The sequence below is a fragment of the Prosthecobacter sp. genome, from assembly GCF_046154365.1.
In the GTDB taxonomy this organism is placed as follows: domain Bacteria; phylum Verrucomicrobiota; class Verrucomicrobiia; order Verrucomicrobiales; family Verrucomicrobiaceae; genus Prosthecobacter.
The window spans coordinates 1-18,690 of the sequence record NZ_JBJXFV010000109.1; the positions used below are offsets into that span (position 1 = coordinate 1).

22 protein-coding genes are annotated in these 18,690 nt (G+C 59.3%); 8 read left to right on the plus strand and 14 right to left on the minus strand.

Features of this window, described 5'->3' with window-relative positions:
- The 6 genes from murJ to ACKVY0_RS14165 all read right to left on the minus strand — a co-directional run.
- The coding region (gene murJ, locus ACKVY0_RS14140; RefSeq protein WP_409215477.1) for a murein biosynthesis integral membrane protein MurJ at positions 1-1,559 on the minus strand (1,559 nt) is incomplete at its 3' end.
- Positions 1,556-2,608: an L-threonylcarbamoyladenylate synthase gene (locus ACKVY0_RS14145; protein ID WP_409215478.1), complete on the minus strand. Its 1,053-nt coding sequence runs from the start codon at positions 2,606-2,608 to the stop codon at positions 1,556-1,558. The genes murJ and ACKVY0_RS14145, both read right to left, overlap by 4 nt.
- 125 nt (positions 2,609-2,733) lie before the next feature.
- Positions 2,734-3,528 carry a GTP cyclohydrolase FolE2 gene (folE2, locus tag ACKVY0_RS14150; RefSeq protein WP_409215479.1) on the minus strand — a complete coding sequence of 265 codons (795 nt, stop codon included), beginning with the start codon at positions 3,526-3,528 and terminating at the stop codon, positions 2,734-2,736.
- Between the two features lie 87 nt (positions 3,529-3,615).
- A complete protein-coding gene (gene rpsR / locus ACKVY0_RS14155; RefSeq protein ID WP_409215480.1) occupies positions 3,616-3,855 on the minus strand; it encodes a 30S ribosomal protein S18 in 240 nt (79 codons plus the stop codon).
- A gap of 18 nt (positions 3,856-3,873) precedes the next feature.
- Complete coding sequence (rpmG, locus tag ACKVY0_RS14160) at positions 3,874-4,047, minus strand: 50S ribosomal protein L33 (RefSeq protein WP_294397372.1); 174 nt, start codon at positions 4,045-4,047, stop codon at positions 3,874-3,876.
- 23 nt (positions 4,048-4,070) lie between these two features.
- Entirely contained in the window at positions 4,071-5,066 is a 996-nt protein-coding gene (locus ACKVY0_RS14165) for a TraR/DksA family transcriptional regulator (protein WP_409215481.1), read from the minus strand.
- A 192-nt stretch (positions 5,067-5,258) separates the two neighbouring features.
- Between ACKVY0_RS14165 and ACKVY0_RS14170 the strand changes: the two genes are divergently transcribed.
- Both ACKVY0_RS14170 and ACKVY0_RS14175 read left to right on the plus strand, forming a co-directional pair.
- A complete protein-coding gene (locus ACKVY0_RS14170) occupies positions 5,259-5,612 on the plus strand; it encodes a DUF4282 domain-containing protein (RefSeq protein ID WP_409215482.1) in 354 nt (117 codons plus the stop codon).
- Between the two features lie 79 nt (positions 5,613-5,691).
- Positions 5,692-6,894 carry a complex I subunit 1/NuoH family protein gene (locus tag ACKVY0_RS14175; protein ID WP_409215483.1) on the plus strand — a complete coding sequence of 401 codons (1,203 nt, stop codon included), beginning with the start codon at positions 5,692-5,694 and terminating at the stop codon, positions 6,892-6,894.
- Between the two features lie 11 nt (positions 6,895-6,905).
- Here ACKVY0_RS14175 and ACKVY0_RS14180 read toward each other — a convergent pair whose 3' ends face one another.
- On the minus strand, positions 6,906-9,269 hold the full coding sequence (locus tag ACKVY0_RS14180; protein ID WP_409215484.1) for a DUF3160 domain-containing protein: 2,364 nt from the start codon (positions 9,267-9,269) through the stop codon (positions 6,906-6,908).
- A 31-nt stretch (positions 9,270-9,300) separates the two neighbouring features.
- On the minus strand, positions 9,301-9,708 hold the full coding sequence (locus tag ACKVY0_RS14185; RefSeq protein ID WP_409215485.1) for a VanZ family protein: 408 nt from the start codon (positions 9,706-9,708) through the stop codon (positions 9,301-9,303).
- 116 nt (positions 9,709-9,824) lie between these two features.
- Between ACKVY0_RS14185 and ACKVY0_RS14190 the strand changes: the two genes are divergently transcribed.
- From ACKVY0_RS14190 to ACKVY0_RS14200, 3 genes are all read left to right on the plus strand, one after another.
- A complete protein-coding gene (locus tag ACKVY0_RS14190; protein ID WP_409215486.1) occupies positions 9,825-10,541 on the plus strand; it encodes a DUF1080 domain-containing protein in 717 nt (238 codons plus the stop codon).
- A 21-nt stretch (positions 10,542-10,562) separates the two neighbouring features.
- Positions 10,563-11,282 carry a hypothetical protein gene (locus tag ACKVY0_RS14195; RefSeq protein ID WP_409215487.1) on the plus strand — a complete coding sequence of 240 codons (720 nt, stop codon included), beginning with the start codon at positions 10,563-10,565 and terminating at the stop codon, positions 11,280-11,282.
- 124 nt (positions 11,283-11,406) lie between these two features.
- Positions 11,407-11,997, plus strand: coding sequence for a Uma2 family endonuclease (locus ACKVY0_RS14200; RefSeq protein WP_409215488.1), 591 nt, complete (start codon positions 11,407-11,409; stop codon positions 11,995-11,997).
- A 46-nt stretch (positions 11,998-12,043) separates the two neighbouring features.
- Here the strand turns inward: ACKVY0_RS14200 and ACKVY0_RS14205 are convergent, their stop codons facing one another.
- From ACKVY0_RS14205 to ACKVY0_RS14220, 4 genes are all read right to left on the minus strand, one after another.
- Entirely contained in the window at positions 12,044-12,460 is a 417-nt protein-coding gene (locus ACKVY0_RS14205) for an OsmC family protein (protein WP_409215489.1), read from the minus strand.
- A gap of 19 nt (positions 12,461-12,479) precedes the next feature.
- The gene (locus ACKVY0_RS14210) at positions 12,480-13,067 is read right to left on the minus strand and encodes a plastocyanin/azurin family copper-binding protein (protein WP_409215490.1); all 588 of its coding nucleotides are present in this window, start codon (positions 13,065-13,067) and stop codon (positions 12,480-12,482) included.
- Positions 13,068-13,134: 67 nt separating this feature from the next.
- Positions 13,135-13,986, minus strand: coding sequence for an alpha/beta fold hydrolase (locus ACKVY0_RS14215; protein ID WP_409215491.1), 852 nt, complete (start codon positions 13,984-13,986; stop codon positions 13,135-13,137).
- A 2-nt stretch (positions 13,987-13,988) separates the two neighbouring features.
- A complete protein-coding gene (locus tag ACKVY0_RS14220; RefSeq protein ID WP_409215492.1) occupies positions 13,989-14,429 on the minus strand; it encodes a hypothetical protein in 441 nt (146 codons plus the stop codon).
- Between the two features lie 112 nt (positions 14,430-14,541).
- Between ACKVY0_RS14220 and ACKVY0_RS14225 the strand changes: the two genes are divergently transcribed.
- Positions 14,542-14,778: a hypothetical protein gene (locus tag ACKVY0_RS14225; RefSeq protein WP_409215493.1), complete on the plus strand. Its 237-nt coding sequence runs from the start codon at positions 14,542-14,544 to the stop codon at positions 14,776-14,778.
- 190 nt (positions 14,779-14,968) lie between these two features.
- The gene (locus ACKVY0_RS14230) at positions 14,969-16,711 is read left to right on the plus strand and encodes an ABC transporter ATP-binding protein/permease (RefSeq protein ID WP_409215494.1); all 1,743 of its coding nucleotides are present in this window, start codon (positions 14,969-14,971) and stop codon (positions 16,709-16,711) included.
- Positions 16,712-16,803: 92 nt separating this feature from the next.
- Here the strand turns inward: ACKVY0_RS14230 and ACKVY0_RS14235 are convergent, their stop codons facing one another.
- Positions 16,804-17,328 (minus strand): peroxiredoxin, encoded by a 525-nt coding sequence (locus tag ACKVY0_RS14235; RefSeq protein WP_409215495.1) that lies wholly within the window; start codon positions 17,326-17,328, stop codon positions 16,804-16,806.
- 20 nt (positions 17,329-17,348) lie between these two features.
- Positions 17,349-18,320, minus strand: coding sequence for a c-type cytochrome domain-containing protein (locus tag ACKVY0_RS14240; protein WP_409215496.1), 972 nt, complete (start codon positions 18,318-18,320; stop codon positions 17,349-17,351).
- Positions 18,321-18,443: 123 nt separating this feature from the next.
- On the opposite strand from ACKVY0_RS14240, the gene ACKVY0_RS14245 reads away from it, so the two are divergent.
- A partial coding sequence (locus tag ACKVY0_RS14245) for a sugar phosphate nucleotidyltransferase (RefSeq protein ID WP_409215497.1) occupies positions 18,444-18,690 on the plus strand: 247 nt, incomplete at its 3' end.

Here is an 18,690-nt window from a genome sequence, read left to right on the forward strand (position 1 = left end):
TTGAGCTTCTTCGTGACGGCGAAGTAAGCGATGGCGGCAATGGCGATGCTCACACCTAGCGCAGCGCAACGAAGAAGGAAGTTTAGATGTGTCCAGTCAGCCATGATGGTGAATTTCGCCGCCAGACAGACGGCGGACATCGCGGCGATGCCGATGATGAGTTTGATCAGCGCCTGCATGAGCGAGCGTGTTTCAAGGCCGGAGGCGAACTTGCGCATGCAGAGGTAGAGCGTGAGGAAATTGAGCGCGAGGCCGACTGCCGTGGCCCAGGCGAGCGCGGTGTGGTCCCATTCCAGGACGAAGACGGTGATGGAGTTTACGGTCGCGGTGAACGCGATGATGCCCAGGCTGACCATCATCGGGATGAAGCGGCGGTCGATGGTGTAAAACGCGGGCTGGAGCACTTTGATGGCGGCGTAGAAGATCAGGCCAAAAGCATAGGCCTGCAGCGGTGCGGCGGTGTTGGCGACATCGTGCGCGGTGAATTTGCCGTGCTCGAAGATGACGGAGATGATTTCATGCGAGAGCAGCGACAAGCCGACGGCGCAAGGCAGCGTGAGGAAGAGCACCAGGCGCAAGCCTTTGGCCAGAGCCGCACGAAAGGCGGGTGTCATGCCTTCCGTGGCGAGGCGGGAAAGCATCGGCAGCGTGACGGTGGCGACTGCGACGCCGAACAGGCCGAGCGGGAGCTGCTGAAGGCGCTGCGCGTTCGCCAGCCAGGCCAGGGACGATTCTTTGCCGGCAGTGTAGGAGGCGAAGATGGAATTGAGCAGCACGGCGACCTGCGTGCCGCTGGCGGCGAGCATGGAGGGCCACATGAGATGCAGCACTTCCTTCACGGCGGGGTCTTTGCAGCCGAAGTCGAAGCGGAAGCGGAAACCGACGCGACGCAGCGATGGAAGCTGCACGGCGAGTTGCAACACGCCGCCGATCAAGGTGCCGATAGCGAAACCGGTGAGGCCTTTCTCGCTGACGTTGCCGTGACGGAAGCCTGGATCGATGATCCAGGCAAGGATGACGCCACCGACGATGCAGCCGAGATTGAAGAAGGCGGAGGCGACGGCGGGGATGAAAAAGACCTTCTTCGAGTTCAGCATGCCCATCACCAGCGCGGTGACGGACACGAGCGCGATGAAAGGATACATGATCTGTGCGAGCCAGGTGCCGAGAACTTTGGCCTCCTCACTGAGGCCGGGCGTGAGAATGCGGAACAGGATCGGCGCCAGCGCCACGCCGGCGAGGGCGACGATGGTCATGAACCACATCGAGAGCGAGATCATCTTGCGGCCGAGCACCCAGGCGGCTTCATCGCCCTCGGTCTTCATCTTTTTCGAGAACGTGGTGACGAAAGCGGTGGAGAGCGCGCCTTCGGCAAAGAGATCGCGCAGCATGTTGGGCGTGCGGAAGGCGGCGGTGAAGATGCCAGTGAAGGCGGAACCGAAAAAGCCGTTCAGCATCTGGTCGCGCACGAGTCCGAGGACGCGGCTGCAGAGGATGGCAATGGAGACGATCCCGGTGGACCGTGCTTGGGAGGAGTTCTCTTTCTTTTCTTCGCTCATGACGCTTTGCGGGCAGAGGCACGCCGCAGTTTGTCCATCATGGCGATGCCCATGCCGTGTTCATGCAACGGTTCCGCAATGATTTCATCGACGCCGAGTTCATCGAGACGACGCAGGACGTAAAAGAAGCGCACGGCGGCCTCGGGAAGCTTGCCGTTGCCGGGGCTGAGCATCATGACTTCTTCCCAGTCGGTGAGATTGAGGTAGCCGTCCTTCTCTTCCCCACGGTAGCTCATGAGGGCGTAGCGTTTGCCTTCTTCGGGGATGAAGTCGGACGGACGTTCAAGCAGGCGCAGCGGTGTTTTCGGCGCGTAATGCGATGCGAGCTGGCCGGGTGCCTCGGTGGCTTCATCGACGACGGTGCGCATGGCGTAGCGCACTTTGCCGTAGGCCTTCAAATCTTCTGCGGTGATGGGGCCAGGGCGCACGATGGTGATGAACATCTTCGGGCTGCCGGGCTCGATTTTGATGATGGTGGACTCCAGACCGAACATGCAGGCGCCGGCATCGACGATGAGATGGATGCGGCCATCGAGTTCGGTGAGTACGGCGCTGGCGGAGGTCGGGCTGATGGAGCCGAAACGGTTCGCGCTGGGAGCAGCGAGCGGTTTGTCGAGCGCGCTGATGACGCGGCGGAAAATGGGATTGGAGCTGACGCGAACGGCCACGGTGGGCAATCCGGCGGTGACGATGTCGGGCACGATGGCTTTTTTCGGCAGCAGGATCGTGAGTGGGCCGGGCCAGAAGCGCTCGGTCATTTTTTTCAAGGTCAGGGCAATTTCTGCGGGCACCTCAGCGACGAGATCGAGCTGATCTTTGTGCGGCAGATGAACGATGAGCGGATCAAAGGTCGGGCGCTCTTTGGCTTCAAAGATTTTCGCGACGGCGGCGGCATCGAGCGCGTTGGCGGCAAGGCCATAGACGGTTTCGGTCGGCAGGGCGACGACTTCACCTTCACGGAGCAGCCGGACGGCCTCCTCGACCGCCTGATGCATGAGCGGTGGCTGGTCGGTGGGCAGAACGGCGGTGACGAAGGAGGGAACGGTCATGAAAGGAGAAAAGGGCAGGAGCGAATGACGAATGACGAATTTGTGAATGACGAATGAATGACGAAGCACGAATGACGGCCGCTGATTTCGACATTGGGTATTAGGGCTTCATTCGTCATTCGGATTTACGCATTCGTCATTTCTGTGTGGCTCTCAATCACCGCCCAGGCGTTGTGATTGTGGATGGATTCGTAGTTTTCGGCTTCGACGCGAAACCAGGTGATGCGCGGATGCGCTTTGGCTTTGACGGCGACGTTGCGCACGAGGTCTTCGACGAAGACGGGGTTGTCGTAGGCGGCTTCGGTGACGTGTTTTTCGTCGGGACGCTTCAAAATGCTGTACAGCTCGCTGCTGGCGCTGGATTCGACGAGTTCGAGGAGATCTTCGATCCAGACGGGTTCGGAGAAGCGGATGGAAAGCGTGACGGTGCCGCGCTGATTGTGGGCACCGCGGGCGCTGATGGCCTTGGAGCAAGGGCAGAGCGTGGTGACGGGCACTTCGACGGTGAGGACGAAGTCGGTCTTCTTGGCTTCGGCGTTCACTTCAAAGACGACGCCGTAGTCGAGAAGGCCTTCAGCACCTGAAACAGGTGCTTTTTTGGAACGGAAGTAGGGGAAGCGCATTTCGACGTGCGCTTTGTCGGCGTGGAGCTTTTTCATCAGCTCGCGCGGCATGGCGACGATGTTCGAGACAGTGAGTTCTGTGCCGTGGGCGTGCAGGATCTCGACGAAGCGGCTCATGTGCGTGCCTTTGAACTGGTGCGGCAAGTCAACGGCGAGCGAGACCGTGGCGACGGTGTGCTGCACGGCGGCATCGCGGTCACGAATGCGCATGGGGAAGCGCAGGCTGCGCACGCCGACGCGGTCGATGGGCAGGCGGCGGTCGTCGCGTTCGTTTTGCGTGTCGGAGAGGGCGGGCATGGTCAGGGGCGAAAATGAAACTTCCCACTGCCGCGCATTGCAACAGTGGGAAGCGAATTCAAAAACCCGTCACGGGCGGACCTGCGATCAGGCCATGAGGTTCACCGCCCGGGAACGCTTCACTTCGCGGACGACCTTGCGATGAAGCCAGGCTGGCAGACCGGTGATGCGGCGGGGGATGAGCTTGCCGGATTCGGTGGTGAAGCGGGCGAGCAGCTCAGGGTTGGTGTAGGAGATTTTTTCCACCGGGATGTCCACACGGCGACGCGGCATCTTGCGATTCGCGCGACGGAAGTTGGACATGCGTTCTTTGGTCTTCGGTTGCATGGCGGTCGTGGGTAAAGATTAACGGGTTTCGCGGTGAAGGGTGCGCTTTTTCATGAAGTGGTTGAACTTCACCTTCTCCAGACGGCCGGGGGTGCGGACGCTTTTTTTGTTACGTGTGGTCACGTAACGGGAGGGCGGCATACCTGCGGCCTTCGCTTCGGTGCATTCAAGTGTGATGATTTCTCGCGGCATAAATTTGGGGCGCGGAGGCTAGGTTACTCTTTGGAGAAGTCAAGAGATTCGCCGGAGTTGTTGCTGGAGGCGGCGGGAGTGGCGTCATCCTCGTCCTTGTCGTCGTCGGCGGCGTCGTCGGCGTTGTCGAGGCCGAAGAGGGAGTGAACCGGGCGGCTCCAGCGGCCGCTCATCTGGCTGCGCTCGAGTTTTTCCTGATAGGTGACGGAATAACGGGCGAAGGGCATGGCCTCAAGGCGCTCCTCGGGGATTTTGGCTCCGGTGCCTTCGCAGAGACCGTAGGTGCCGGTTTCGATGCGTTTCAGGGCTTCGTTGATTTCATAAAGCGCGTCCTGTTCCTTGCCGAGGAGGCTGAGGGCGAAGTCGCGGTCATAGGCGTCGCTGCCGGCATCGGCCTGATGCATACCGAAGGCGGAAGAGTCGCCGCCTTCATTGCGAATGGTCTCGCTGGCAACGCCTTCGATGGAGTTCAAGTAAGCGTCACGCAGTTCGACGAGGCGCTGCTTCTGCTTCTTGAGGAAAGGAGTCATCTTCACCGGCCCTTTGGCGATCTCGATGGTGACACCTTCTTCATCGCGATTGTTGCCTTTGCGCGGGGTGCCGCCGGTCGAAATCGAGACACGGCCCTTGGTGACCAGCGGTGCCGGAGCATGCTTGGAGCCTTTGGCAGGAGCGGCGGGTTTCGTCACAGCCTTCGCTACCACGGGAGCCGGGGCCGGTTTGGCGGCAGGCTTGGTGGCTGTGACCGGAGCGGCGGCTTTCTTCGCAGGGGCGGGCTTGGTGGCAGGAGCAGATTTCTTGGCGGCAGGCTTCGTAGCTGGGGCTTTTTTCGGGGCGGTTTTCTTCACAGGTTTTGGGGAGGGTTTCTTCGGTGCGGGCGTTGGGGGAGCCGCTTTTTTCAGAACAGGTTTGCTATTCGACTTCACCGCCGGTTTTGCCGCCGCCTTTTTGGCAGGAGCTTTCTTCGCGGGTTTGGCGGCAGGCTTTTTAGCTGCGGGCTTCTTGGGTTTCGCAGGCATGACGTTGGCGGTGTTGGTTTTATCGATGAGCTTCTCGAATAATCGCACCAGGCCACGGGTGCCGAAAAAGAGGCGCGGATTCTGGCTGTGGTTGTCAGAGCGTGCAACCACTATTCCGGGCCGTCGCAAAACGTTCGCGGCTGAATCATTTGGCGGGTTGCGGCATCTTTCTACTGGCCTACTCTGGTCGCCATGAATGCCGAACAATCCCCTGGTTCCGTGCTTTCCAGCCTGTGGCAGCAAATTCGTGCCGTGCTCGACCTGGTGCTGGATCTCTCCTTCAAGCGTTTCGTCACCCCGCGTCTGGTACGCATGCTGTATGTGCTGAGCCTGCTGGCGGCGGTGTATTTTGCTTGGAAGTGGATGTGGGATGGACTGTGGGGCTTCATCACCGCACCACTGGTCTTCCTGCTCTTTTTGATTGTCGCCCGTGTGACGGTGGAACTCATTCTCGCGATCTTCCGCATCGCCGACCACCTTGCGCCGATGTCGGAAGAACCGGCGGCGAAGTCGGTGCGGAATCCGTCATCGAATCAAGCACCGTGACCTGCGGTGTTGGACTTTGTGAAACTTTTCACAAAATCGGGTTGCCGCTCCTCGCTGCGTCCTGATAATCGGCGCGCAGATGTTCACGCCCTTGCTCGCCAATTTCGATCTCATTGCCCTCGCCACCTCGGTGGGGAAGATCGTATTTCTGACCTTCTTGGTCATCCTCCCGCTGGTTTCGATCGCCGTTTATTTTGAGCGACGCATCTCGGCGGTGATCCAGGACCGCGTGGGGCCAAACCGCGTGGGTGTGCCGCTGACGCTGCTGGGTTTCAAGAAAGACTGGCAGCCCTTTGGCATCGGTGGTCTGGCACAGGCGGCGGCGGACGGCTTGAAGTTTATTCTGAAGGAAGATTTCGTGCCAAAGCATGTACGCACCTTCTATTACTGGCTCGCGCCATGCATGACGGTGGTGCCCGCCTTGCTCACCTGCGTGGTGCTGCCCTTTGGCAGTGAATTGAACCTGTCCTTTTTCGGACTCGCCGAGCCGATCAAAATGGTGATCGCTGATCTGAGCGTCGGGCCGCTCTTCACCTTCGCCATCGCCTCCCTCGGCGTCTATGGCATCGTCCTCGCCGGTTGGGCCTCCAATTCCAAATATCCCTTCCTCGGCGGTGTGCGTGCGAGCGCGCAGATGATCTCCTATGAAATCTCGCTGGGCCTGTCGGTCATTCCGGTGCTGATGATTTTCGGAGAGTTGAACCTGACCAAGATGTCCGCGTTTCAAGATGCCAACGGCTGGCTGCTGCTACCGCTCTGGGGCGAAGGCCTGAGCGTCGCCCGCTGGGTGCTGCTGATCCCCATCACGATCTCGTTCGTGATCTTCACCGTCTCGATGTTTGCGGAGACGAATCGCCTGCCCTTCGACCTCGCCGAGTGCGAAACGGAACTGGTGGCCGGTTATCACACCGAATACAGCTCGATGAAGTTCGCGCTGTTCTTCATGGGTGAATACGCTGCCATGATCATCGGCTCAGGCATGGCGGTGACGCTGTTCCTCGGCGGCTGGAGCATTCCCTGCTGGCCGCTGCTGGAAAAAATCATCCCGCTGCAGCTCCACTTCAGCCCCGGCGACACCCCGCTCTACACCGGCCTGCTGCACATCGCGACGTTCTTCGCGAAGGTGTTCCTGTTCATCGTCTTCTTCATCGTCATCCGCTGGACCCTGCCGCGGTTCCGCTTCGATCAGCTCATGGCGCTCGGCTGGAAAGTGTTCTTCGAACTCGCCCTCGCGAACGTCTTCCTCACCGCGTTGCTGATGTGGTGGTTCCCGCTGAAGTGAGCCGGTGCTGCTTACGGCTCCTGCAATGACACCTTTTGAGTCGGCACCAAGTCCTTCAGCCATGCTGGAACAGGAGGACGTGTGTCGGCCTCGAATTGCTGGTGCCACTCGACATCCGTGAGTGTCTTGGCGGCTTCAGTTTCGTGATACGGCATCACGACGCCACGGCACAGAATCTCCTTCCCTTGCCAGGGATAGAGCACATACATCAGTCGTGGCCTGCCGATTCCGACATGCATGACACCGCCTGAGCGCGGGTCTGAGAAAAGGCGTGCGATCCTTGGGGCATCATCGTTCGGGTGCGTCCATGCCTGGCCGCGATAGAGCATGATCTCTGAAAGCTCCATGCCGATGTATTCGATGAACCGCGCCTCGTTCTCGCTGAAGGGGAAGTTGTTGAGCTGTTTGTCCGCGAGCATGGAGAGGCGCACACAGAGGATTTCCAGTTGGTGCCAGAGCCGGTCGGTCCACAACCGTTTGGACTGCACTTTACCCCAGAGAACCGTCCCTGACCGGGCCTCAGCCAGCAGTCGTCTGGCACAACTGTTCATCTTCTCGATGAGGCCGAGCGCATCCGCTGCGGTGGCCTTTTCAGGGTCGATGCTATCAAAGGGTTCATCAAATTCGCCAAGAAAGTGCGCGGCGACCCAAACCGCTCCGAAAAGATCCTGCTTGGATGCTTTACTGTCCGCCGCCTCACGAAGCCATTGCACATGATCTGCAGCTTCCTCGATGAAAGGCTCGACAGGATCGAGCATGGATTCCGTTTCAGCCGCCAGCCCGCCCAGGTGATTTGCCAGATGACTCATGCGCATGAAAAACGCCGGTGCAGGCTCGATGAAGCCTTGCGGCATGCTGGGAGCTTTGAGGAAATGGGTTTCCGGCATGACCTGCAGAGACCAGGCATGCCGTTCCTGCGCCCAGCTTGCTGCCACGGTTTGAAGGGTCTTCAGCTCCCAAGTCTTGCCCTGCATGAAGGCTGGTGCGCGTGGATCGTTCTCTGCCAGACAGCTCAAGGCGGCACGATACTGAATAAGACTGCCGCCCCAGTTTTCCGGCAATACGCTCCACCACGACTTCGCTGCATCTTTTTCTTCGGCGTAAGGGTAGCGTTCGGGCGGAAACTTTGCCAAGGCAGCGATCTGGGCATTGCCTGCTTGCTCACGCAGTCGTGACTTGGCTGCTGGCATTGCCAGCCAGGAGGCGAACTCTAGGCCGGGAGAACGTTTTGCCGACGGTTCCGCATCTTCAAGTCTGGCGACAGCAGCGAGCGCTGCATCTTCGGGCAGGCAGATGGCACTGAGAACGCGCACGTCAGGGCTTTCGGACGTCGGTGATGCTTCGCGGATACGGTCATTCACAACGACTGGTTTAGATGCCTCTGGCGAAGATCGTTCACGCATTGCTTCCGCATGTTTGCGAAAGAACGCTTCATCAATTTTCACCGGATACTCAGTTTCATCAGCCAGCCTGACATCACGAATTTCAGCATGAGCCAGATTCACTCCCAAGCGATGCAAGAAACGATCTCGATCCAGTGGAAACTGCGACAGGCGTAAGTATGTCTGGAGTCCAGCGCCTTCGGGCAGAAGATCTTTGTCGATCAATTCAAGTTGTGAATTGCCCGAGGCATCCTCTTTCCAAACCCTGGGTGAACCAATGCTCTGTTCCAGCATATGGAAGGCGAGAAGTTCCTCACGTCGTTCCAGACGAAAGGGAACAAGTTGCAACCAGCGCAGCGCACGAAAATAGCGTTGCAGCCGCGGTGCGTTGGCATAAAAGCCGACGGGTCTAAAGAGTGTGTAATCGAGGGCGATGAAGTCCGGCTCAGGCGGACCCAACAAGGCCGGTTTGTGCCGCCCTTCGGCTTTTTCGATCAACGCGGCTTCTGTTTCGATGGCCTTGCGCAGTGGTTCGGGAGCTTTCTGAATGTCCCCGCCCAGCAGTTTCACCGCCACACCCAAAACGAAACGTACACGCTGCTGGGCCGCTTTGATTGCGTCCGTGTCTCCTGCGTACATCCGGTCAATCGTGGCAAGCAACGCCCAGTCTTCCGTGCAGAAACGACGCAGACCGGCTGCATTGAGTTCTTCCTGCCGCCGCAGTGTTTCCTCAAACAGCACATGGTAGGCGTTCAGAATCGCGTCAGAGGTGATGAAATTGGGAGGGCCATGGCCGAGGTAGGCGCTGAAGCTCTGCTTTATCTCCTGCGTGCTGACGAGCAGCTTGTCTTTGGCGAGTCGTTTGATTTCTGCGGCGGAAAAACCGGCCTTGGCGAGATCTTGTTTCCAGTCCGAAGCGGCTTTGACCTCAGCACCCTGCGAAAGGACGGGTGCCACAATCTGCAAGACGAAGAAAGCGGTGAGGATGCGCATCCGCTCTTTTACCAATGGTCAGGCCGCACTGTCACGCCTCAAGTTGATCTCTCGCCAGCCACTTCTGCAATCCCATGGCCAGCAAGGCCCCGATAAAACCGCCGATCGTGTCGGCGGTCCAGTCCAGCACATCACCACCGCTGCGGCCGGGGGTGAAGGTTTGATGCCATTCGTCGAGCGCGCCGACGAGAGAGCAGAACAGAACGGTCAAAACGATGGCGATGGTCGTCTTGCGAGCGAATCCGACGAGACGCAGGCTGAGCAGGAAGCACATGCCGCCGGCGGCGAAATAGACGACGTGTTCGAGCTTGTCGATGCCTTCAAACTTCGCGGGAGACGGCAGCTTGCTCTGCTCTGAAAGCCAGTAGAGAATTCCGGCCCATAGCAGGACGAACATGCGCCACAGCAGGGGCGAGGAGAGGAAACGCGGCAGTTGCATCACGCGCCCTGTATCATTGGCAGGCAAAACAGCAAGTGCGACGCACGGCACCAGCAAAGCGATAGACAAGCGCGGGCCTGCGCGTTACACCTCGCCCGTCCCAACCACATCCAACCATGAAACTGCACCTCACGCTCGCCGCTTTGTTCACCGCGCTCTCCTTTGTCAGCGCAGAAGAAAAAGAAATCTTCAATGGCAAAGACCTCACCGGCTGGGAGGGCAACAAAGACCTGTGGAGCGTGAAGGACGGCACCATCACCGGCATCACACCACCTGATCCGGCGAATCCGGCCAAAGGCATCCTCAAGCACAACACCTTCCTCGTGTGGAAGGGCGGCACGGTGAGCGATTTCGAACTGACGTTCCAATACCGCATCGAAAAGGGCAATTCCGGCGTGCAGTATCGCAGCAAGGAACTGACCCCGGGCGAGTTCGGGCCGATCATCAGCGGCTATCAGGCCGATTTCGAAGCGGGCGACACCTACAGCGGCATTTTGTATGAAGAACGCGGTCGTGGCATCCTGGCCAAGCGAGGCGAGAAGACCGTGATCAAGGCTGGTGCTGACGGCAAGAAAGCCGTCGTCGAAGTCACTGGCACCGTTGGAGAGAGCGCCGCGATTCAGGCCTCGATCAAGAAAGAAGACTGGAACGAGTACCGCATCGTCGCCAAGGGCAATCATGTGCAGCATTTCATCAACGGCCAGCAGACCGTCGATGTGACCGATGAAGATGCCGCCAATGCGCCGAAGGAAGGCCTGCTGGCCCTGCAAATCCACGCGGGCCCGGTGATGGTGGTGCAGTTCAAGAACTTCAAGCTCGTCGAATCGAAGTAGCCGTGCTTTGTTGCCGCCGTCATGACCCGACTGCTCTTCTCCGCAATTTTTCTCCTCACCTGCGGCTTTGCTGCCACAGCAGCCGCTGACACCGAATACCTCGTCGTCAGCGGCGGGCCGGCGGTGCGGCAGTTTGAGGATCTGCGCCGCCCTGGCGAGCAGCATGACCGCTGGTGGGGCAATTTCGTCCGCACCGCACGCGTGCGCATGCAGGAGATTCACGCCACGGCACCGGCTGGCACGCGGATCACTTGGCTGGTGTATCGCGACGCCTATGTGCGCCGCGCCGCCGCCGAGCATCAACCGCTGACACAGAACGTCGAGTCGGTGCCCAAGGCATATCCGTTCATCAACCTCGTCTGGTTCCGCAGTACGGATGAACTCATCCGCTACATCAATCACGGGGCTTCAGGCCGCAGTGGTTTGAAAATCTCCGGCTTCGAGTTTTTTGGCCACTCGAACAAGTACAGCTTCATGTTTGACTACAGCTCGGACGTGTACGCCACCTCCACGGTGTGGCTGCATGAGCATGACCTGGGCAAGCTCAGCCGCTGGGCCTTCACCAGCAAAGCCTACTGCCAGAGCTGGGGCTGCCACACGGCGGAGAGCTTTAGCAAGGCATGGAAACGTGCCACCGGCACCTTCATGGTCGGTGCGCAAGGCAAGACGGACTACTCGGACATGCACCTGCGTGACTGGCATGTGGGATTGTCGAGTGGGGCGCGGTGGGTGAAGCGGTAAAGCTCAAGATAGAGGTAGGAACGGCACATTGAGTTGTGCCGTTCCTACCTCTATCAATTGGAGCGAACATCTCCGACAAAGTTTTGACTGGCTCCATCATGCCGTGCATTTAGCTTCCGCCGTCATGGTCATTTCCAAAGTCAGCCGCCAGCACTCCGTCGAAGAATATTACGCTCTTGAAGAACAAGCCGTCTCCAAGAGCGAGTTCGATGATAGAGAGATTCGTCACTTGGAGAGTGCTTCTCCCGATCACTGCCTCATTGCTGCCAATCTCATCGGTGAACTCGGCAACAGGCTCAAAGGCAAAACCTGCACGCCCTACGACAGCAATCTCAGGGTGAAAATCCCCGCCACCGGTCTCGTCACCTACCCGGACGCTTCGGTCTTCTGCAAAAAACTGGAGTTCGACCCCAAGGACAAGCGCCAGCAGACCGCCATCAATCCCACCATCGTGTTTGAAGTGCTCTCCAAATCCACCGAAAGCTACGACCGCGGCAAGAAGGCCGAAAACTACCGCCAGCTCGAATCCCTCAAAGCCTACGTCCTCGTCTCACAGACCAGCCCGCACATCGAACTCTACGAACGTCACGGCGACGGCTTCTGGTTTCTCACCGAGGCCAAAGGTCTCGATCAAGAACTGCCCATCAAAAGTCTCGGCCTCAAGCTCCCGCTCGCCGAAGTCTATGACCGCATGAAGTTCGGGAAACGGAAGTAGCGGTAAACTTGGTGGGACGAGACGATTGGCTTCATGCCAACACGTTTCACTTCCCGCTCCAAACAAACGTCACCGGCTTGTCGATGTCTGCATGGACGCTGTGATGCACGGGGCAGCCGAGGGCGGTGGCTTCAAGCACGGGACGATCAGGATGGTTGGCGGGCAGCGGGATGTCGATGGTGATGGGCAGGCGTACGATGCGGCGCGGGCTGTCCGCGCTCATGTGCTTCTCCACGCTGACTTTCATGCCGGCGAGGTCGTAGCCCTTCTGCTGCGCCTTGATGCCGATCACGGTCGCCATGCAGGTCGCGAGAGCAGTGGCGACGAGATCGGTGGGGCTGAAGGACTCGCCTTTGCCGTGGTTATCGACCGGCGCGTCGGTGATGAACTGGTTTTGCGACGGGCCATGCGTGGCCCGGCAGCGCAGGCCGCCTTCGTAATCGACGCTGATGGAGACGGCCATGATCGGTGAAGGCTGAGGCTTACTGGACGATGATGACACCGTTCATGATCGCGACATGGCCGGGGAAGGTGCAGAAATAAGGGTATTCACCGGCGGCAGGGAGCGTGAACTCGATCGACTCGCTCTGGCCGGGGTTGATGAGCTTGGTGTGGGCAAGGATGTCGGGCGAGTCGGGGATGTAGCCTTTGTCCACCAGCGTGATCGCGCTCATGGCGATGGTCATCATCTTGTCCTTGGTGCCGAGCTTGCCGAGCACGAAGTTGTGCGGCTGCGGCAGGGTGGGGTGCGTGTTGTTGAAGGTCACTTTCACCTTCTGGCCGACTTTGGCGCTGATCGACTTCGTGTCGTAGGCCAGCGGATTCGCGGCGTCAGGCTTGAGGGTGACTTCGAGCACCGGGAGATTGGCGGCAGGAGCAGCAGCCGTAGGAGCTGCGGCGACCACGGCAGCAGGCTTGTCTGCTTTGGGCTTCGGCCGCAGGGAACTCAGACCATCCCAGACAAACGCGGTCACCCACAGCAGCACGACGCCGCCAATAACGGAGCCAATGATGACGTTGAGAATGGACCAGATGGAGGATTTTTCCGAGGAAGTGGTGTGCGCAGACATGGGCTTGGGGAGGGAGTTTGAGCGCGCATCAGAGCACAGCGACGCCCGAAAGCAACCGCCGTGTGCCTCACGGCTCCACCTGCGCCACGACCTCTCTCATGGCCCTGCCGATTCGATCCATCATCAGGCTCAGGATGTCATTGTGATGCGCGCCCGGAACCTCATGAAAGGTCACCACCCGCGGCTGCACCGCCGCCAGCTCACGACCCATGCGCACCGGAATCACTTCGTCCTCCGCGCCATGGAATATCACGAAGCGCGCACTTGGGCGTGAAGTGACATGGCGCAGCGTTTGGCGGTTGTCGAAGCGGTGCAGGTTCAAATAACACAGCGGCCAGCCAAGCACGATGCGTCCCATGTCCGTCATCGAGGTGAAGGGCGAAACCAGCACGCCGCGCCGCAGGTTGAGGTCATCCGCCGCCATCAAGGCCGCCGCACAGCCGAGTGAATGGCCCAGCACGGCGGTGCGCGGCTGCAACTCTTGCTGAGTGGAGCCCAGATGCTGTGCCAGCGCTGCGAATGCCGCCTTGCCGCTCTCACGAATCCGCCCCGGCGTCGGTTTGCCCGCGCAGTCGCCATAGCTCGGGTAATCGACGAGCAGATACGCGAAATGATCGTCCCAATCATCCGTGAAATGCAGCCAGTCGAGCGCCAGGGAGCCATTCCCGCAGAAACACAGCCAGATCGTCTGCGGCAGACCCGGCGTGGTCACACGCGGTGGAATGTAGAACGCCGTCTGCGCTCCCTGCGAGGTGGTGAAGCGAACACGCGCCCCCTTGGCATCACGCAGCATCGTTTCATGCTCCGCCCGGTATGGATTCGGGTAGTAGATGAGTTTGGACTGGCAGCCGAGCAGGAAGATCACGGGCGTGAGGATGGCAATCGCAACGAGGCGCAGCAAACGTTTGCAGAGCGGCATGATCAATCAGGCGAATAGGTTTTGGATGCTACTTTGCCGTCCTTGAAGCCGAGCAGGATGCCCTCGCAGTTGATCCAACTGTCGGGAACCTCGGCATGCATGAAAAACGTCAGGCTCTCGGCTTCATCGACCATGATGAGTGGCCGCTGGCGCGGACCGCCCTCGGGATAATGCTGCGCCTGCACCGCCATCACGTCCTCGCGTGTCATACCGAGCTGGATGCCCGCATAGAAGGCTTTGTAGCTGCGAAACCGCGCATCCACCCACTCAGGATACATCGTCAGCACCACCAGCGCTGCAGGTGCCAGTGTCACGACGGCGATGAGCACCAGTAGCACCTTCAAACCGACACGGCGCACACGAAACACGGTGACCAGGAGGATCAACGATGCCACGATGCCGAGAATGGACAGTACGACGATGGGATGAATGGATTGGCTCATGAAAGGGTTGTCATGCTGAGCCAACCGGATTCCAAAGGCGATCAAAAAATCGGTGCAGCACCTCATTGAGGATGGACACATGCTTTTGCCACGTTGCTTAGCCCACGCATCCATGACCTCACATTTTGGCCTGAACTGGTTCCAGGCCGGCGGCATCGCGCAGGCGGCGAAGCTCTCGCAGTCCTACATGTATGGCCGCCCGGTGATTGATGGCGACGATCTGGCGATCCTCTGCCGCTCCAGCGTCAACGCACCGAACCAGCACGCTGCCGACTACACCACCTTCCATCGCGTGCGTGACTTCAGGAAGCTGGCATTGAAGCTGGTGCCGGAACCAGAGGACCACTGAAAATCTGTGTCCCATCTCCTGCCGCCCTGATTTTCACCTAGTGTGCTCATGGTCGGCTGATGCCGTGGTGACAGGCACTTGGGGTACACACCCCATGGCACCCACGCATTGCCCGTGCCTATGTCGTGCCAGACGACCTTGCCGTCTTTGATGAGGAAGCGGCTGCGCTTGGTGAGCGAGAGCATTTTTTATGAGCAAAACACCCCGCACACCTCTCAGCCTCATCGCCAAAGAGAAACTGAGCAAGACGGCACGTCAGCTCTGGCAGATCACCCGGGCCTTCTTCAAATCGGAACGGCGAGTCAAGGCACGTGGCCTGCTGACGCTGCTGCTCACGCTTTCGGTCGCCTCCGTCGGGGTCATCGTGCTCACCAGCTATGCGGGCCGTGACTTGATCACGGCCATCGAGAACAAGAATGCCCATGCCTACTGGAGCGCGATGGGCCGGTATCTCGCCACGTTCGTCGTCGCGGTCTTGATCGATGTCTGCTACCGCTGGGCCGAGCAGTCGCTGGCGTTGCTGTGGCGGGAGTGGATGTCGCAGCATCTGATCAAGCGCTACTTCAACAACCGCGCTTACTACCGGCTGCGCGGCTCCGAAAGCATCGACAACCCGGATCAGCGCATCAGTGAAGACGTGCGCAACTTCACCATCGATTCGCTCAGCTACGCACTGCTGGTGGTGAATTCGGTGATGACCTTGATCGGCTTCCTCGGCGTGCTGTGGAGCATCTCCGGCACACTCGTGGGCGTGGCGCTGGTGTATGCGGCAGGCGGCACGTTCATGTGCTTCGTCATCGGGCGCAGGCTCGTTGGCCTGCACTACGACAAGTATCAAAAGGAGGCCGATTTCCGCTACGGCCTAGTGCGTGTGCGTGACAATGCGGAGTCCATCACCTTCTATCGCGGTGAAAAGCGCGAGCATCTCGACCTCGTCAATCGTCTTGCCGCCGTGGTCGCCAACATGCGCACCATCATCAGGTGGAACCGCAACCTCGGCTTCTTCCGCAACAGTTACAATTCCATCGCGCTCGTGGTGCCGATCCTGATCGTCGCCCCCATGTTCATGAGAGGGGAGCTGCAGTTCGGGGTGGTGACGCAGACTCTCGGTGCCTTTGCGCAGGTGCTCGGTGCCGTGTCGCTCATCGCGGACAACTTCGAGGGCCTCAGCGCCTATCTGGCCGGAGTGCAGCGTCTCGGTATTCTTTGGGATGATCTCGATGACTTCGATGCGGATGAGGAACGCATCGCCCGCGAGAACCATCAGCAGCTCGATGCAACCAGCACGCAGGTGAAACTCGACCTGCTCACTGTTCACACGCCAGATGGCTCAAAGCTGCTCGCAAAAGACTTGTCCTTCGAACTGCATCCGCATCAAAGCCTGATGATCATGGGTGCCAGCGGCACCGGCAAAAGCTCCATCCTGCGCACCATCGCCGGCTTGTGGCCTGGAGGACCGGGTTCGCTTGAACGTCCGGCTTTGAATCATCTCATGTTCCTCCCGCAGCGTCCTTACATGGTGCCTGGCAGCCTGCGCGATCAACTGCGCTACCCCGACCATGAACATGGCACCGATGACGAAGCAATCCGCCAGGTGGTGGAGAAGGTGAACCTCGCCGACGTGCTCGCTCGTGTGGACGGCAACCTAGATCGCGTCATCGACTGGACGAACGTCCTGTCTCTTGGCGAACAGCAGCGCGTGGCCTTCGCCCGCCTGTTTTTGCGCAATCCCAGGTTTGTCTTTCTGGATGAAGCCACGAGCGCTCTTGATGAAGACAATCAAAACCGCCTCTACGAGCTGATTCGCGAGTCTGGCATCGGCTTCATCAGCGTCGGCCACCGCGAGACACTCCGGCGGTTCCATGAACGCGTGCTGCAATTGAAGGGCGTGGGAGAATGGGAGCTGATGGGCACTGCAACCGTCAAAACATGATCATCGTTCTCAAGCCATGCCCAAAAACAAGCCGGGAGTCGTTTCCGACCCCCGGCTGTGTTGTTTGAGAAAACGATGACGAGGGTCGTGACTTACTTCACCTCACCGAGCACGCGCTTGATGTCCTCGGCCTGCTTGTCAGTGGCGGCTGCGTAGTCCTGCCAGACGACTTTGCCGCCTTTGATGAGGAAACAACTGCGCTTGGCGAGTGAGAGCACGCCTTTGAGCATTTTCTCCACCTTGAAGGCGGCAACGATCTTGCCCTCAGGGTCGGCGATAAGGTCGTAGGGCAGGGTGAACTTGTCTTTGAAAGCCTTCTGCGCGTCGGGCTTATCGAAGGAGACACCAATCACCTGAACGCCGTCTTTGCTGAGATCAGCGAAGGCGTCGCGCAGGGAGCAGGCCTGCTTCGTGCAGCCGGGAGTGTCAGCCTTCGGATAAAAGAAGACCACGGTGGGGCCTTTCTTGTACACGTCGGCAAAGTTCACCGTGACACCGTCTTGATTGATGCCAGAGACGGCGGGGGCGTCGTAGCTGACTTTTTCGCCTTCGCCGGCGATGGCAGTGCCGAACAGGGCGTTGATGATGGCGGTGAGCATGAGGAGGCGCGTTTTCATGGGGATACGAACAGGTTGGATTATTTGACGCTGGCTTTGAGGCCGGGGATGGCGGCGTTGAGCTGTTTTACGCCTGCCTCAGTGGCCTTGGACTGCCAGAGATAAACATTCTTGAGGCTTTTGAGTTTGGCGAGGTGCTTCAAGCCGGCATCGGTGATCTCGGTGCCGTAAAGGTTGAGCGTTTGCAGTTTTTTCAGACCAATGAGTGATTCGAGGCCGGCATCGGTGATTTTGGTCTGACGCAGATCGAGCGACACGAGGCGCGGAAGCTGAGCGATGGTCTTCAAGGCGGCGTCGGTGATGACCGTGCGGCCAAGCTCAAGCTGCACGATGTTTTCCTTGAGCGGCAGAATGGCGGCGACTTTTGCATCATCGCACTTCGACACGCCAGTGAGGAAATCGACGCGCACCAATGGGCTTTCGACCTTCACCGCGGCAACCTGTGCTCCAGCGGCTTTGGCTTTCGCGAGCACGTCATCGGACAGCGGCTTCACCTCTTTTTCGAGGGCAGTGTAGAATAAATCGTGCGGGCGGGGCTTGAAGGCCTTCGTGGTTGACGTCTGCGCACCAAGCGGCATGCCCTCGGTGTTGCCGACCCAGCCGCCGAAGTCCGCGCCTTCGGTGATCCACGCTTTGAGCAGCTTGATTTCGTCGGCGGTGAGATCCTCGCCCTTCGAGGGCATGTGACCGTCGTCGTCCTTCGGCAGCGTGACGGACTCATAGATGCTGCTTTTGTCGGGAGCGCCGGGGGTGAGTACAGGGCCGTTTTCACTGCCCTTGAGGATGGCCCAGGAGGCATCGAGGCGGAGTCCGGCCTTGGGTTCCTTCTTTTTGCCGTTCTCCACGACGGGAACCTTGTGGCATTCGAGGCACTTCTTGGTGATGACGGGGAGGAGGTCTTTTTCAAAGTTCACCGCCGCCTGCGTGGCAGATGTGACGAGGCAAAGGCTGCCGAAAAAAAGTGCGGGGTGAAGGAATACGGAATTGGACATGGGAGGAGGTGGGGTGATAGAACTGAAAAATGTGAGGCGCGTCGGCTCGGCAAATTTGGGGCAGGGATAACGCTTGCCTGCCCGCCTTGTTGCAGAGAAATAGCGTTCAACCAACACCAGACCATGAGCAACACCACTTCCTCCCAGTTCGAGGCCGACGCACTTCTCCGCCGCAGCACCCTGGCAATTGTCATGGGCGGTGGCGCGGGTACGCGGCTGTTCCCGTTGACCAAGGATCGCGCCAAGCCCGCCGTGCCGCTCGCAGGCAAATATCGCCTCGTGGATATTCCGATCAGCAACTGCATCAACTCCGGCGTGCGTCAGGTCTATGTGCTCACGCAGTTCAACAGCGCCTCGCTCAACCGTCATC

Excerpts from the sequence above, each read along its gene's own strand:
- ACKVY0_RS14145 (WP_409215478.1), bottom strand. The coding sequence starts at position 2,608 with ATGACCGTTCCCTCCTTCGTCACCGCCGTTCTGCCCACCGACCAGCCA.
- folE2 (WP_409215479.1), bottom strand. The coding sequence starts at position 3,528 with ATGCCCGCCCTCTCCGACACGCAAAACGAACGCGACGACCGCCGCCTG.
- rpsR (WP_409215480.1), bottom strand. The coding sequence starts at position 3,855 with ATGCAACCGAAGACCAAAGAACGCATGTCCAACTTCCGTCGCGCGAAT.
- rpmG (WP_294397372.1), bottom strand. The coding sequence starts at position 4,047 with ATGCCGCGAGAAATCATCACACTTGAATGCACCGAAGCGAAGGCCGCA.
- ACKVY0_RS14165 (WP_409215481.1), bottom strand. The coding sequence starts at position 5,066 with ATGCCTGCGAAACCCAAGAAGCCCGCAGCTAAAAAGCCTGCCGCCAAA.
- ACKVY0_RS14170 (WP_409215482.1), top strand. The coding sequence starts at position 5,259 with ATGAATGCCGAACAATCCCCTGGTTCCGTGCTTTCCAGCCTGTGGCAG.
- ACKVY0_RS14175 (WP_409215483.1), top strand. The coding sequence starts at position 5,692 with ATGTTCACGCCCTTGCTCGCCAATTTCGATCTCATTGCCCTCGCCACC.
- ACKVY0_RS14180 (WP_409215484.1), bottom strand. The coding sequence starts at position 9,269 with ATGCGCATCCTCACCGCTTTCTTCGTCTTGCAGATTGTGGCACCCGTC.
- ACKVY0_RS14185 (WP_409215485.1), bottom strand. The coding sequence starts at position 9,708 with ATGCAACTGCCGCGTTTCCTCTCCTCGCCCCTGCTGTGGCGCATGTTC.
- ACKVY0_RS14190 (WP_409215486.1), top strand. The coding sequence starts at position 9,825 with ATGAAACTGCACCTCACGCTCGCCGCTTTGTTCACCGCGCTCTCCTTT.
- ACKVY0_RS14195 (WP_409215487.1), top strand. The coding sequence starts at position 10,563 with ATGACCCGACTGCTCTTCTCCGCAATTTTTCTCCTCACCTGCGGCTTT.
- ACKVY0_RS14200 (WP_409215488.1), top strand. The coding sequence starts at position 11,407 with ATGGTCATTTCCAAAGTCAGCCGCCAGCACTCCGTCGAAGAATATTAC.
- ACKVY0_RS14205 (WP_409215489.1), bottom strand. The coding sequence starts at position 12,460 with ATGGCCGTCTCCATCAGCGTCGATTACGAAGGCGGCCTGCGCTGCCGG.
- ACKVY0_RS14210 (WP_409215490.1), bottom strand. The coding sequence starts at position 13,067 with ATGTCTGCGCACACCACTTCCTCGGAAAAATCCTCCATCTGGTCCATT.
- ACKVY0_RS14215 (WP_409215491.1), bottom strand. The coding sequence starts at position 13,986 with ATGCCGCTCTGCAAACGTTTGCTGCGCCTCGTTGCGATTGCCATCCTC.
- ACKVY0_RS14220 (WP_409215492.1), bottom strand. The coding sequence starts at position 14,429 with ATGAGCCAATCCATTCATCCCATCGTCGTACTGTCCATTCTCGGCATC.
- ACKVY0_RS14225 (WP_409215493.1), top strand. The coding sequence starts at position 14,542 with ATGACCTCACATTTTGGCCTGAACTGGTTCCAGGCCGGCGGCATCGCG.
- ACKVY0_RS14230 (WP_409215494.1), top strand. The coding sequence starts at position 14,969 with ATGAGCAAAACACCCCGCACACCTCTCAGCCTCATCGCCAAAGAGAAA.
- ACKVY0_RS14235 (WP_409215495.1), bottom strand. The coding sequence starts at position 17,328 with ATGAAAACGCGCCTCCTCATGCTCACCGCCATCATCAACGCCCTGTTC.
- ACKVY0_RS14240 (WP_409215496.1), bottom strand. The coding sequence starts at position 18,320 with ATGTCCAATTCCGTATTCCTTCACCCCGCACTTTTTTTCGGCAGCCTT.